The sequence below is a fragment of the Terriglobus albidus genome, assembly GCF_008000815.1.
GTDB classification, from domain to species: domain Bacteria; phylum Acidobacteriota; class Terriglobia; order Terriglobales; family Acidobacteriaceae; genus Terriglobus; species Terriglobus albidus_A.
Window position 1 is genome coordinate 1,733,233 of record NZ_CP042806.1, and the last position, 13,635, is coordinate 1,746,867.

Consider the following 13,635-nt stretch of genomic DNA (forward strand, 5'->3'; position numbering starts at 1 on the left):
GGAGCATCAGACTCCGGCGAACTGACCACTGTCAACGCGCGTCCCTCTTTTGGGTCAGATTTTCCAGGACATCCCGGGGAACTGCTCAGATACGTTTTTCGTATAGAAACACATGGGCGTTTTACACATGGCGATTCCCGCGCACGGCTTGCCGGTCATACCGGTAAAGCGGGCCATGCTGCTGGGACCGGATCCTCGAAAGGGCCAGGTTCCACCCTCCGCGCCTGTGCCGCAAGTTACACTCGATCAGACAGATAAGCAGGCTGAGGAACGTATTGTGGAGCGCACGCCCGAGCAGGAGGCGATGGAGAAGCTGGTTCGTCAGTGCATGGCGGGGGACTCCCATGCCTGGCAGCAGCTCGTTGCCTCACAACACCGGCGGATTTACGCCATCTGCTACCGCTTTACGGGATCGCCTACAGACGCCGAAGATCTGACGCAGGACGTTTTTCTGAAGCTATACCGGAACCTGGACAGTTTCGATGCCTTCAAGGGCAGCTTCCAGACCTGGATTACGACGCTGGCGCGCAATCTGCTGGTGGATCACTTCCGCCGCACGCGTATGGACCGGGTCTCGGATTCGATGGATGCAAGTTTTGACGGGGAAGACGACGGACCGACCTTCGCCGATCGGCTGGCCGATACACGCAAGACCCAGCATGAGCATGTCGCCGGTCTGGAGCTGAAGACCCGTATCCAGACGGCGCTGAAACAGCTCTCGCCAGAGTTGCGCGAAGCAGTTATTCTGCGCGATTTGGAAGACATGGATTACAAAGAGATTGCGGCGGTACTCAAGGTGCCCGAGGGCACCGTCAAAAGCCGCATCAACCGCGGACGCGGTGAGTTGGCAAGAATTCTAGGAAAAACCGAAAGGCAGGTGGTGTAAGTGGCGGAGATGAACCAATTCGGAGCGCAGAACCCGGGCAGCCGCGCCGGAGGGATGGGGTGCGCCGAGTGTGAGGCTATGCTGACGGACGCAATCGACGGCCTGCTTACACCAGAGCAGCGGGCTCGGTTCGATCTTCATCTGCTGGGTTGCGAAGACTGTGCGATGGCGTACGAAGACGCCCAGCGGGGTGCAGCCTGGCTGGAGATGCTCAAAAGCGATCGTCCGCAGCCAACGGCAGACCTGATGGCTCGCATCCTGGCTCAGACCTCGGGTGCGCAGATGGCTCAGCCGGCTTACGTGGCCGCAGTGGAGCCGGTAATGGCGCCGCCGATCGCGGCACGGTGGTCGACCCGGGTACGCGCCTTTTTCAACCTGAAGAATCTGGGACACTCGCTGCTGCAGCCGCGCCTGGCAATGACGGCGGCGATGGCATTCTTCTCGATTGCCCTGACGATGAACCTGGTCGGCATCCGCATTACCGATCTCAAGGCAAGTGATCTGAAGCCCAGCAGCCTGAAGCGGACCCTCTACCAAACCAACGCGCGTGTGGTGCGTTATTACGACAACCTGCGAGTGGTCTATGAGCTGGAGTCGCGCCTGGGTGAGTTGCGGCGCAACGACGATACACCGGCGGGAAGCAATAATAACCAGAACCAAAACCAGAACAACGCCCAGCCGAAGAATCAGCAACAGAATCAACAGCAGCAGAAGAACGAAGAGAAGCGGCCGCGCAACGGATCGAGCCTGAAGGAAAACATTCGTCCGAGCTATGTGCTGACCGCTCAGGTCGAGCTCAACCTGATCGACTCAAATCAGATCGATCCGAAAGTTTTGCAGTACAACTCCCATGGTGTAGTAGCCAACGCCGTCCGCGCGGGCGGTAAAACGGAAAGAGGCACGGTATGATGTGCGCCAACCATAACGATCGCGAAAACGTGGCGTTTTGCCAGAACTGCGGCAAACCGCTCTGCCAGGAGTGCACACGTACCGTCGGCTCGGCTGTCTTCTGTGAGCCCTGCCTGGCGGCCAAGCTGAGCGGTGCTGTTCCCCCGCCACCTGCGGGTGCGGGCTGGCAGCCAGTCTCAGGCGGTACGGCCTACACCGCCGTTCCGCCGGTTTCCAGCGGGCCGAATCCCGGTCTTGCGGGGCTGCTGGGTGTGATTCCAGGCGTTGGCGCCATGTATAACGGTCAGTTTGCCAAGGGCATCGTTCACCTCGCCATCTTTGCCGTTCTCGCCTCGATGAGTGACCACGTCAGCGGTTTCTTCGGAATCTTCGTTGCAGGTTGGATCTTCTACATGGTCTTCGATGCTTATCAGACAGCGAAGGCCCGCCGCGAGGGCACGCCGCTGCCCGATCCCTTCGGTCTGAACGACGTGGGTGAGAAGTTTGGCTTTGGAAAGGCCTGGCCTTCGAACAATGCCACCGGCCCTACCGGTCCGGTTCCTCCGCCGCCTCCTGTGGAACCGGCAGCACCGCCGCCGCCCCCCTCCGGTTGGAGTAGCTCCCCCTACCCGCCCGCCGCGAGCTACAGCGTGCCCCCGGTGCCTCCTGCGCCTCCCGCCACTCCTGCGTATGACCCGAACTGGCAGCCTGCCCCGGTCAACCGTTTCCCTACGGGAGCGATCTGGCTGATCGGCCTGGGTGTGATTTTCCTGATCGGCAGCTCCGGGATTCTCGGCGAGATGAGCATGAACTACCTCTGGCCGTTCCTCATCATCGGGTTCGGTGTCTGGATCTTCCTCCGCAAAATGACGGAGAGCGGCTTGACGCTGGGTGACGATGGCAGTCTGGGATATCGCCTGCGGGTGCTGCGTGCGCTCCGCGGCTCAGTATGGATCATCCTGGTGGGTGTGCTCTTCTTCCTGAACCAGGTGCACGTGCTGACCTGGGGACATAGCTGGCCGATCTTCCTCATAGTTGTCGGTCTGCTGGCGATTGCCGAGCGTGCCGCCTACTCTGACGCTGCGGCGGCGCAGTACTACACGCAGCCTGCTGCCCCAGGTACGACAGCCGCGGCTCCGGCCGGGACCCCCACCGTGCCTTCTTCGGGTACGGAGTCTGTGGATCACGAAGGAGAGGCCAGGTAAGAGCATGGCTACGATTCCTCCCATCGATCCTCGTTTTCAGCGTGAGCAGTGGCGTCAGCAGCAGCGTATAGCCCGCGATCAGGCAAAAGCGCAGCGGGATGCATGGCGGGCTCAGGCCCGGTTACAGCGTGAACAGATGCGCTGGCAGATGCGGCAGTATCGCCGGGGATCCATCGTCGGCCCGCTGCTCCTGGTGGCCATCGGCATCGTCTTTCTGCTGATCCAGACGGGACGTATTGCAGCGAACCAGTTCTGGAACTGGTATGGACATTTCTGGCCGCTGGTACTGATTGCGATCGGTGTGCTGATGCTGGCCGAGTGGGCTGTGGACCGCTACTTCCGGGCTGGAGATGCTCCGCCGGTGCGGCGCAGTGTAGGCGGCGTAGTCTTTCTGGTGATCCTGCTGGCGTTTGTCAGCCTCGCCTATACCGACTCGCGCCGCGTCAATGGATGGGTTGCTCGCAGCTTCCATGTCAGTAGTGATAACTGGGACGAGTTTACGGGTGACAAACACGAGAGCGATCTGACGCCGGTGGAGCAGGCTTTTCCTGAGGGCGGAACTCTTACCGTCGACAACCCGCGCGGCGACCTGACGATTGCCGGCACCAGCGATGACGGCAAGTTGCATATCAGCGGTCACAAAGAGGTTTACTCCGACAGCGACTCCGAGGCTGAGCGCAAGGCGAAGGCGATCGATCCCAATATTTCCGCCAGCGGCAACAGCGTGGTGGTGAATATCGCGGCGGAGAAGGGATGCAAGCTCGACCTCGAGATTACGGTTCCGGCCACTGCGCTAGTGACCGCAACCGCGAATCACGGTGAGCTGCATGTCCGCAATCTGAAGGCTCCGGTGAATCTGACGGCCAATCACGGCAACGTCGATATCTCGGCCATTACCGGAACCTCGAACGTGCATATCAACAACAACGATTCGTCGCTGAACGCACATTCTCTGACGGGTTCACTCAATATTGAAGGCAAGATCGACGAGCTCAGCATCTCCGATGTGAATGGGCCGGTGCAGATGAATGGAGACTTCTTCGGTGCGGGGCGCATCGAGCGTGTCCAGGGGCCGTTCCAACTACGCACCAGCCGCACCGAGTTCCGCTTTGTCCGCCTGGATGGACATGTCGATATCGATCCGGACCACGACATGACGGTGGAAGATGTGCTGGGTCCCGTCGTTCTGAATACGCGCAGCCGCGACATCGTCATGAACCGTGTTGCCGGCGATGTGACGGTAACCAACAAGAATGGCACCGTCGAGATCGGTGTTGCGCAGCCCGTTGGCAATGTTACAGTGACCAATCGCAGCGGCGATGTGAAGCTTACGGTGCCGGAGAAGGCTGGCTATACCATCTCCGCTGAGACGAAGAACGGATCGACCGATACAGACCTTCCGCTGGACCGGAACTCGAGCGGGGATCGCCGGACGCTCTCAGGCTCCATCAACGGCGGCGGCAAGCAGATTCGCATCCTCAACTCTGAGAGCGATATCTCCATCAATCGCAATACGCTGCCGCCGATTCCGGCTACTCCGCCGGCGCCACCGAAGATCACCATGGAAAAGCCCGAGGTTCCGGAAAAGCCCGAGCGTCGAGAAAGGCCCGAGCCTCCGGCTCCTCCGGCAGGAATAGATATCAGAGACGCGAACGGCACCCGTGTCATCATTAATCAAAACGGTGTGGTTGTTCATGAGGGCAGTAAGACGGCCTCGAAGCAGAAGAATAAAGAAAAGAATAAGAGCAACGACAACGATTTCTAAGGAACGAGTCAGGTCGATGCGATTCGAATCAGTCGTCTGCCGTAGTTTTCTAGGGGCGGCGATGCTTGTAGCCCCGTTGGCATCTCCAGCGCAGAGCGCCATCCATCGCTTGGATGGTACGACGCTCACGGCAACGCAGGCAGAGGCTATGGTGCGTACGACGCTCGCCACAGGGAATATTCCCGGAGCGCAGATCGCCATTCTGAACCATGGCAGGCTGGTGTGGGTGGAGAGCTTCGGTCTGCGAAACGTGGCGCAGAAGCAGGCCATGGACAACGATACGGTGATGTGGGCGGCCTCCATCACCAAGAGCGTCTTTGCGACCTTCGTCATGCAGATGGTGCAGGCGCATGAGCTCGACCTGGATACGCCAATCGCAACCTATCTTCCAAAGCCGCTGCCCGAGTACGAGAAATACAAAGATCTTGCAGATGATCCCCGCTGGCAGAAGATCACACCGCGGCATCTCTTATCGCATACAGCCGGGTTCGCTAACTTTGCCGCGCTGGAGCCGGACCACAAACTGCACATCCACCACAACCCCGGGACACGCTTTGCCTACTCCGGTGAGGGACTGAATCTCTTGCAGTTCACCATCGAGCAGAAGACGGGCCGCAGCCTGCGCGAGATGATGGAAGAGCGCCTGTTTATACCGCTCGGCATGACGCGCACCGACATGAGTTGGAAGGATAGTTTTGCTTCGGATGTGGCTGATGGATACACCCCTGACGGTAAGCTGGTCCCACATACGCATCGCACCAATCCGCGTGCCGCGGGGTCGATGGATACCGACATCAATGACCTGGTGAAGTTCACCCAGGCGCTGCTGGCCGGCAAACTGCTCAACGGCGCGGTTCAGGCGCAGATGCTTTCGCCGCAGGTCCAGATCCATACGGCGCACCAGTTTCCCACCCTTGCAGAAGAGACCTCGGAAGAGCCGATGCAGGTAGGTCTGGCGTATGGCCTGGGGTGGGGTCTGCTGACGAATACGAAGTATGGCCGGGCGTTCTTCAAAGAAGGTCACGGCGACGGCGCACAGAACTACATGATCTGCTTCGAGAAGACGGAAGACTGCATGATCATGCTGACCAACAGCGAAAACGGCGAGTTTGCCTTCAAGCCGTTGCTGGAGAAGCTGCTGGGCGATACGGTGACGCCATGGGAGTGGGAAGGCTATACGCCGGAGCGAATCCGCGCACAGCAGATGAATGAGCATCCCGAGCTTGCTCCGCCTCCGCCTGCGAAGCCCCAGAAGAAGAGCTGGGTGCGCAAGGAAGCGGACAAGCTGAAGAAGCACGTGCCGAAGTAGGGGGCATGCACCTTCGATAACCATACGTGTAGTTCCCGGCAGCATCGGCATCCTTGCGTCTGCGATACAGTCAAAGCTTGGCGAACCTACCTCCGGTAGTGGAACCCGTACCGCATCTCCCCGATGTCCTCGCGGAGAATCTCGATGCCGTGTTCTGCGGCATCAATCCTGCGCTGAGTGCCGCCATCGCAGGTCATCACTTCTCCAATCCCAGCAACCGCTTCTGGCGGACCCTGCACCTGGCAGGTTTCACGCCACATCTCATCCCAGCAACGCAGGACTACACCCTGCTGCGATACGGTTATGGCATCACGGCCGCGGTAGCTCGTCCCACCGTCAGCGCCGGTGACCTGGCGCCACGCGAACTACGAGCCGCAGTACCGGATCTCGAGCGGAAACTTCTGTACTACCGTCCTCGAGTGATCGCGTTCCTTGGAAAACCGGCCATCAGCGCCATCGTCCGTAAGCCAGCCGTTGCATGGGGACAGCAGGCATTCACCTTTGCCGGATCCTCTGTGTGGGTGTTACCCAATCCCAGTGGTCTGAACCGGGCTTTTTCGCTCAATGCACTTGTCTCCGCCTATCGCGAACTTCGTGAGGCCCTCTAAGGGGCATTCACGCTAGACGAACTGTTTTGTCATTCCGTAGTGAGCGGGCTCCGACCAACTCGCTGGTTGGGGGAGTACAGCGAAGGAATCTGCTCCTCTACTCTTGAATTTGTAGTGCGAATCGTACAAAAGCAGATCCCATCAGGTATGACAAAAATAAGATCGAACCACGCCCGATCCCACCATTCCGCTGCATCCTTTTCCCCCTCTCAAACGTCCTCTCATCACGTGCAAAAGAAGGTTCATCGGCTCCCCGATCCCCGCGGGACAACTCGCGCGCCTTCGTCTGCCCAACCCGCACTGCCACCTCTGATTCAGGAGATTCCATGACGCACGTGTGTGCCATGCGCCGCGCCTTTATCGCGGCCACTCTTTTCGCTTCCGCCGCAATGATGGCCGCTCAGCCGCCCCAGGGGCAGGGCCGCCGTCCGCAGATTCCAGATACCGGCGGACGTTCCGCCACATATGACCCGCTGAAGACCTTTGCACCGTATGCCATGCCGCAGCCGGTCACGAGCTATCGGGGCGCAGATGGCGCCCCCACGCCGACGTACTGGCAGAACTCGGCTGACTACGAGATGCACGCGACGATCGATCCGGGGACCAAAACGCTCTCGAATATAGAGACCATCACCTACACCAACAACAGCCCGGTAGCCCTCAACAGCCTATGGCTTCAGGTAGAGCAGAACACGTATCGTGCCGATGCCCGTTCGCGTGCCTTCTCTGGCGGCAGCCGCCAGCGGCCGGAGAATATCAACACCGACGGCACTGTCTTCGAATCGATGGAACTGCTCTCAACGGTGAAGAGTGCGAAGCCGGTGAAGGCTGAGTATGTCATCAGTGATACGCGGGCACGGATCGATCTGCCTACACCGCTGCCGCATGGAAGTAGCATCAAGATTCTGATCAAGTACCACTACACGGTTCCCGGCATTTGGGGCGGACGTACCTCCGTCGATGATGTCAAGGATGGGCCGATCTATGACATCGCGCAGTGGTATCCGCGGATGGCGGTCTATGACGACATTCACGGCTGGGACACGCAGCCCTTCCTGGGCAACGAGTTCTATACCGAGTTCGGCAACTACGACTTCTATGTGACCGTGCCCTCTAACTATCTGGTCGCCGGTACCGGCTACCTTGTGAACGGGACGGAGGTGCTCACCAAAACGCAACAAGACCGCCTGAAACAGGCTGCAACAAGCGATAAGACGGTCTTCATCCGCACGCAGGATGAGGTGCACGATCCCGCCAGCCGGCCGAAGAAAGACGGCACCCTGACCTGGCACTATCACATGGACCACACCCGCGATGCCGTCTTCTCTGCTTCGCCTTCATTTATCTGGGATGCCGCAAAGATCAATCTTCCCAGTGGAAAGACCTCGCTGGCGGAGAGCTTCTATCCGGCTGAGGCTGCCGGCGATGACGGATGGGGACGGTGCACCGAGTATCTGAAAGATGCCGTCGAGCACTTCTCGCAGGACTGGTATGTCTATCCGTATCCTGCAGGCATCAACGTTGCCGGCTTCTCTTCCGGAATGGAGTATCCGGGCCTGGTCTTCGATGGCATCCGGTCGAAGGGCAAGGGCCTCTTCGTCGTCACCGCACATGAGATCGGTCATACCTGGTTTCCGATGGTGGTGCAGTCGAACGAGCGCCGCGATGCCTGGATGGATGAGGGCTTCAACACCTTCATCGACATCTACGAGTCTGACCAGTTCAACCATGGTGTCTGGGGTCCAAAGCGCGATGGTGAGTACGCTCCCGGTGGCGGATATCCAGCGGACGAGATCGCCAAGGTCAATGCCGATCCGGAGGCTCCGCCGATCCTGATGCGCTCTGACGCCATCCGGGAGAAGTATCGCCACCCCGTAACCTACTTCAAATCGGCAGAGGGGCTGTATCTGCTACGCGAAGAGATCCTGGGCCACGAGGTCTTCGACCGAGCCTTCCGCAAGTACATCAACGACTGGGCCTTCAAGCATCCCACGCCGTCAGACTTCTTTCGTGAGATGGAGAGCGAGGCCGGAGAAGACCTGAGCTACTTCTGGCGGGGATGGTATGAGAACAACTGGACGATGGATATGGCCGCAAAGGATCTGAAGTACAACGATCCTTCCGATCCGTCGAAGGGGGCCCACGTCATCATCGAGCAGAACGGACAGTTGGTTCTACCGGCGTGGGTGCAGGTGAAGTACGACGACGGTACGGACCTGAAGATCAAGCTGCCGGCGGAGACCTGGATGCAGAAGGCGACGTACACCATGCCTCTGCCGACGACGAAGAAGATTGCCGAGGTCATGATCGATCCAGAACACCGCATTCCTGATGGAAACCGGGCGAATAATACGGCGAAGCCGTAGTCGTTGCTATGTCCTAAAGGCAAAGGCCGCACGAGATGTGCGGCCTTTCGCATTCCGCAAGCGCCACAAAGACTCTATAAATGGAGGATGACAAGATCGTTTGTTGCGACGACAGGTTCGGGACTCGTACTGAAGCGTCTCCAGCCCTCGTCTGAGTTGGAGTTCAGCGATCTGCTCAGCCTCTATGAGGAGGCGTTCCCAAGCTCCGAACGTAAGCCGGTGGCGGTACTGCGCCGCATGCTTTCTGTGGAAGAGTACTATTTCCTTCTTGCAACGGAGAATGAAGTAACAGTCGGTTTCGCGATCGTGCGTGTACTTTCCGGCGGCACAGCGGCGCTGCTGGAGTACATGGCCGTTGCGCCGTCAGAACGGCGCCGCGGGATTGGCGGTCAGATCGTTCTTGCTGCCGCTAGGGCCGCGAATGCACCTTCGGTAACGCTTCTGCTGGAAGTGGAATCCGATCGTATTGAAGATGAGGACAGGCTGCTGCGCACGAGGCGGAAGCAGTTTTACCGTTCGTTGGGTGCACGCGAGCTTTGCGACCTTAACTGGATCATGCCCCCGGTCATAGCAACACTGCCTCCACCCATGGAGATGATGGCTTTAGGCAAGATAGTGAGTTCTGTTCCACGGCATCAGGTACAGCAGTGGTTGACGGAGATCTACGTGGATGTCTACGAACAGAGCGCGGACGATCCACGCATCGAAGCGATGGTGAGGGAGCTTCCGGGTGAGGTGAGATTTGTCTGAGCCGGCAGTCGTAGGAACATCAGGGGTTTTAGCTATCGCTTTGAAGTTAGTCGAGGACGACGATACCCGTTCTATAGAACGGGCCTTCAGCCCTAAATCGTCTCTTTGTGCTTGAAACCTGGGGCTGCGCCCCAGGCTGTTATAGAGCGCATCTTTGGTGCTTTCTAGAAGCCACAAATCCTTTGTTTGTCATTTCGTAGCGCAGCGGAGAAATCTGCTTTTCTACCGATAGTCTTTCAAGCGATCGAGCTCCGCTCGATACCCCACGCTAAGCCCCTGCGAACTAGCTCGCAGGGGACCCCATTCTTTCGCTTGCAGCGAAAGAATGGGGCGACGAGACCGTGGCTCTTACAATGCGTCACTACTTCTTGTTCAGCTCGTTTTCGATTGCACTAATCACTTCAGGGGAGTCCGGCTTGATTGCCGGCTCGAAGCGATTCACCGGTGTCCCGTTGCGTGCGATCAGGAACTTGGTGAAGTTCCATTTGATATCGCCGCCGATAGCCGGATTCGCGGTCTTGTCCGTCAGGTAGTGATACAGCGGTGTCTGATCTGCGCCGACGACCGAAACCTTCGACATCATCGGGAAGGTCACGTGGTACTTGCGGTTGCAGAAGGTCTTGATCTCTGCTTCGGTGCCGGACTCCTGGTTGGCGAAGTTGTTTGCTGGAACGCCAACGACGACCAGTCCCTTGTCCTTGTACTTCTCATAGATGGCTTCCAGCGCGCTGTATTGCGGGGTGAATCCGCATGCGCTTGCCACATTCACGACCAGCAGAACCTTGCCCTTGTACTTAGCCAGTGAGGTAGGCTCACCATCGATCGTCTTCAGACGGTAGTTGTAGACCTGCGTTGCTGTTCCGGCAAATGCCGCGATCGTAAAGCAGAGCAGGGACAGTATCAGTCGTTTCCGCACAGGCTTCTCCATTCCGGTGGCCAAAGATGGCGTGTGCGGCCATTATAGAGATTGCGTTATAGGGAGATGTCACAGGCTGATCTTCCAGCTTTGCTCTTTGCGCAAACGATCCAGCTTTTTCTGAACTGCATCTCCTTTCGCTCCCAGCTTCAGAGCCTGTTCGAAGGCGGCAATTGCTCTTTTGCGATCCTTCTTCTGGAGATAGGCTTCCCCAAGGTTGTCGTAGGCATCCGCTGATTGCGGATTCTCCCGTACGATCTGGAGAAACACAGGTAAGGCATGGCTGTAGTTGTCGACCTTCAGAAGTTCGTATCCCAGCCAGTTCATGTCATAGACCACGTCGGCATCTTTGCCTTCGGCGCTGCCGCGAAAACTGCTGTAGGTGGCCATCATCTGGCTGGGAGTGTCGTGGTTTGCCTGTTCGAGCATCTTCAAGGCAATGGCGGTGATGCCCGATGGATGAACTTCAGGCGCCTGAAAGATTGCAGGATCGTTGAGGGTGTTTGCTTCGATGGAGGTCCATTCCACGCCGTCGATGACTTCGCCGGTGTTGAAGTTCACCTCTTCCTCCCGTGAGAGGAGGCGAACGCCGTTAACCTCAAGGCTTTTCGTATAAACAGCAACGGTGTCGACGGCATCGCCACGCGCGTGAATCGGAAGCTTAGCCCGCGTCATGCGAATGGCATAGGTCTGCGGATCGAAGTAGTACAGCATGCCCGATCCGCAATCCGGCCGGTCGATCTGAATGGTTTCGACATCCATGCCAAGAACGTGCTGGGTGCCGAGATAGGTTGCATGAAATCCTCGCTCTTTGTAGTCGATGAAGAGATAGTCGAAGGCAGCTCCGCAGTGCAGGGCGTGTTCAGCTTTATTGACAGTGCGCACCAGCCGTTGCTTCGGCCAGTTGAGCTCCCATCCACGCTGACCGTCGAAGCCTTCGACGATCCTGCTCCACTGTCCGTGGCACTCGGGTATCTCTGGCCTGCACCCAACCAGGCGCAGTCCGGGGCGCATGCGCACCATTACAGAACTTGAGGTCTTGGTCTGCACATATTCCTGCTGATAGCTGCCTTCGTAGTGGAACCCGCGATAGATAAGGCTGTGCAGAGCATGAATCTTCTCGAAGCCGCCCATAGCGGTGATCGCCTCCCGGACGACCTCATCCGCCTTCGTGTCCTGTGCCATCATGCATGGCGCCGCGAACAGGATTGCTGCGAGCATCCACAACCGTGCCATCGTCGTCTCCCGTGCCACTTAGACAAGCGGCGGGTGCGCCGGTTAGGGAAGAAAGCGGCGTATGACGATAAACTGGAAGTTCCGCACGCGGAACCTGCATGCCTGCTGAAATCATCCTCCAGCAAACTCCGGACGCCGCCGCCCTGCTCGACAGGCGCGAGCAGCTTGCCGGCGTTCGCTCCAGGCTGGCCGAGTGCGAATCGGAACTGGCGCAGCTCCGTGCCCAGCTCAAGGCGTTCGAAGGCCGCTATCTCCGCCAGGTTGGCATTCTTTACGCGGAACTCGATGATCTGGAAGCGCGCATCGCTGAGCGTGAAGTCGCTCTGTATGACTCGGACTCGGCCCGCCAACGTGCCCAGGAGGCTCGCCAGCGAGCGCAGGAGACGCACGATGCCGCATTCGGTGCAGCGCGCGAGGCGGAAGAGTTCGATCCGCCTCCCAATCTCAAGACCCTTTTTCGCGATGTCGCCAAACGTATCCATCCGGACTTCGCCCGGGATGAGGCCGAGCAGCAACACTTCACCTTGCTGATGGCCCGCGCCAACCAGGCCTATCGCCGCGGCGATACAGAGACCCTGCAGCGCATGCTCGACGACCATCTCGAGATCAATGCATCCATCGCGGGCGAGGACGCTGCCGCGGAGCTCCTTCGCATCAGCCGCCAGATCCAGCACGCAGAGCGCGATATCGCTGCCCTGGAAGCAGAACGGCACGCGCTGCTCGCCAGCGAGATCGCCCAACTATTCCTCGATACGGAGGTTGCAGCACGCGAGCATCGCGATCTGCTCACGGAGCTGGCCACCAGCCTTCAGGAGCAGATCGCTGACGCCAAGTATCGCTTTGAGTTTGTCAACCGCCAGATCAATGCCTATGGAAGATAAGACCAAAGGCGGTTTGCAACACGTCCCCACCGGAGCTGCGCTGTCGCTGCATTCCACGCGTTCCGGTTTGATTGCCCGTGGCCGTCGTGATGCTGCCAGTGCAGCCGCGAATCCTCACTACCAGCAGGCAATCATCGCCTACAAGGCTGGCAACTTCACTGAAGCCGCAGCCGGTTTTCGCCTTGCCGCCGAACAGGGCCATGCTGAGTCACAGTATCTCCTCAGCACCATGTATGGCGAAGGACAGGGGCTGGCGCAGGACGATGCGGAGGCGGCACTCTGGGAACGCAAAGCTGCGGAACAGGGCCATGCTTACGCACAGGCCAATCTCTCTTTTCGTTATTACTCCGCTGGAGACTTCGCGGAGGCCTTTGCATGGTGTCAGCGCGCTGCGTACAGCAGTCTTGCCTGGGCACAGTACAACCTCGGCCTGATGTATCAGAAAGGAGAAGGCGTTTCGCAAAGCAACGCTGAAGCTGCTCACTGGTATCGTCTGGCGGCCACACAGAATTTCCCCGACGCCCAGCAGAAGCTGGCTGGCCTTTACTACTTTGGCCAGGGAGTCCCGCAGAGCTATGCGCAGGCGGCTACGTGGTATCGCAGGGCTGCCGATCAGGGCAATGCCGAAGCGCAGTTCCAACTCGCTCATCTTTATGCCATCGGGCAGGGCGTTGAGCATGATTACGTGCAGTCTCGCTACTGGACGCGAAAGGCTGCTGAGCAGGGACACGAAGCGGCAGTTCGCGAGCTCAAGCGCCGTGAATATCGCGATCCATAGATATGTTTCAATCTCAACTGGATATTGGCGGTCCTAAGAAAAGCGGG

General features: G+C 58.6%; 12 protein-coding genes. 10 read left to right on the forward strand and 2 right to left on the reverse strand.

Features of this window, described 5'->3' with window-relative positions; genetic code table 11:
- Positions 1–127: 127 nt before the first annotated feature.
- The 8 genes from FTW19_RS06980 to FTW19_RS07015 all read left to right on the forward strand — a co-directional run bounded on the left by FTW19_RS06980 (position 128) and on the right by FTW19_RS07015 (position 9,777).
- Complete coding sequence (locus FTW19_RS06980) at positions 128–886, forward strand: RNA polymerase sigma factor (protein ID WP_246153622.1); 759 nt, start codon at positions 128–130, stop codon at positions 884–886.
- 9 nt (positions 887–895) lie between these two features.
- Entirely contained in the window at positions 896–1,795 is a 900-nt protein-coding gene (locus FTW19_RS06985; protein ID WP_147646949.1) for an anti-sigma factor family protein, read from the forward strand.
- Complete coding sequence (locus FTW19_RS06990) at positions 1,792–2,979, forward strand: B-box zinc finger protein (RefSeq protein WP_147646950.1); 1,188 nt, start codon at positions 1,792–1,794, stop codon at positions 2,977–2,979. The genes FTW19_RS06985 and FTW19_RS06990 overlap by 4 nt, the downstream gene beginning before the upstream one ends.
- 4 nt (positions 2,980–2,983) lie before the next feature.
- A complete protein-coding gene (locus tag FTW19_RS06995) occupies positions 2,984–4,744 on the forward strand; it encodes a DUF4097 family beta strand repeat-containing protein (protein WP_147646951.1) in 1,761 nt (586 codons plus the stop codon).
- 16 nt (positions 4,745–4,760) lie between these two features.
- Positions 4,761–6,053, forward strand: a complete 1,293-nt coding sequence (locus FTW19_RS07000) for a serine hydrolase domain-containing protein (RefSeq protein WP_246153623.1) — start codon at positions 4,761–4,763, stop codon at positions 6,051–6,053.
- Between the two features lie 77 nt (positions 6,054–6,130).
- Positions 6,131–6,661: a G/U mismatch-specific DNA glycosylase gene (mug, locus tag FTW19_RS07005; RefSeq protein ID WP_147646952.1), complete on the forward strand. Its 531-nt coding sequence runs from the start codon at positions 6,131–6,133 to the stop codon at positions 6,659–6,661.
- A 326-nt stretch (positions 6,662–6,987) separates the two neighbouring features.
- Positions 6,988–9,027 carry a M1 family metallopeptidase gene (locus tag FTW19_RS07010; protein WP_147646953.1) on the forward strand — a complete coding sequence of 680 codons (2,040 nt, stop codon included), beginning with the start codon at positions 6,988–6,990 and terminating at the stop codon, positions 9,025–9,027.
- Positions 9,028–9,114: 87 nt separating this feature from the next.
- Complete coding sequence (locus FTW19_RS07015) at positions 9,115–9,777, forward strand: GNAT family N-acetyltransferase (protein WP_147646954.1); 663 nt, start codon at positions 9,115–9,117, stop codon at positions 9,775–9,777.
- Between the two features lie 361 nt (positions 9,778–10,138).
- Here the strand turns inward: FTW19_RS07015 and FTW19_RS07020 are convergent, their stop codons facing one another.
- Complete coding sequence (locus FTW19_RS07020; protein ID WP_432445168.1) at positions 10,139–10,693, reverse strand: glutathione peroxidase; 555 nt, start codon at positions 10,691–10,693, stop codon at positions 10,139–10,141.
- 69 nt (positions 10,694–10,762) lie between these two features.
- The gene (locus tag FTW19_RS07025) at positions 10,763–11,929 is read right to left on the reverse strand and encodes a tetratricopeptide repeat protein (RefSeq protein WP_147646956.1); all 1,167 of its coding nucleotides are present in this window, start codon (positions 11,927–11,929) and stop codon (positions 10,763–10,765) included.
- A 98-nt stretch (positions 11,930–12,027) separates the two neighbouring features.
- On the opposite strand from FTW19_RS07025, the gene FTW19_RS07030 reads away from it, so the two are divergent.
- Both FTW19_RS07030 and FTW19_RS07035 read left to right on the forward strand, forming a co-directional pair.
- On the forward strand, positions 12,028–12,810 hold the full coding sequence (locus tag FTW19_RS07030) for a hypothetical protein (RefSeq protein ID WP_147646957.1): 783 nt from the start codon (positions 12,028–12,030) through the stop codon (positions 12,808–12,810).
- A complete protein-coding gene (locus FTW19_RS07035; protein WP_147646958.1) occupies positions 12,800–13,588 on the forward strand; it encodes a tetratricopeptide repeat protein in 789 nt (262 codons plus the stop codon). The genes FTW19_RS07030 and FTW19_RS07035 overlap by 11 nt, the downstream gene beginning before the upstream one ends.
- Positions 13,589–13,635: the final 47 nt, after the last annotated feature.

Bases quoted from the DNA above. Each gene is read 5' to 3' on its own strand.
- FTW19_RS06980 (WP_246153622.1), top strand. From the start codon at position 128: ATGGCGATTCCCGCGCACGGCTTGCCGGTCATACCGGTAAAGCGGGCC.
- FTW19_RS06985 (WP_147646949.1), top strand. From the start codon at position 896: ATGAACCAATTCGGAGCGCAGAACCCGGGCAGCCGCGCCGGAGGGATG.
- FTW19_RS06990 (WP_147646950.1), top strand. From the start codon at position 1,792: ATGATGTGCGCCAACCATAACGATCGCGAAAACGTGGCGTTTTGCCAG.
- FTW19_RS06995 (WP_147646951.1), top strand. From the start codon at position 2,984: ATGGCTACGATTCCTCCCATCGATCCTCGTTTTCAGCGTGAGCAGTGG.
- FTW19_RS07000 (WP_246153623.1), top strand. From the start codon at position 4,761: ATGCGATTCGAATCAGTCGTCTGCCGTAGTTTTCTAGGGGCGGCGATG.
- FTW19_RS07010 (WP_147646953.1), top strand. From the start codon at position 6,988: ATGACGCACGTGTGTGCCATGCGCCGCGCCTTTATCGCGGCCACTCTT.
- FTW19_RS07015 (WP_147646954.1), top strand. From the start codon at position 9,115: ATGACAAGATCGTTTGTTGCGACGACAGGTTCGGGACTCGTACTGAAG.
- FTW19_RS07025 (WP_147646956.1), bottom strand. From the start codon at position 11,929: ATGGCACGGTTGTGGATGCTCGCAGCAATCCTGTTCGCGGCGCCATGC.
- FTW19_RS07030 (WP_147646957.1), top strand. From the start codon at position 12,028: ATGCCTGCTGAAATCATCCTCCAGCAAACTCCGGACGCCGCCGCCCTG.
- FTW19_RS07035 (WP_147646958.1), top strand. From the start codon at position 12,800: ATGGAAGATAAGACCAAAGGCGGTTTGCAACACGTCCCCACCGGAGCT.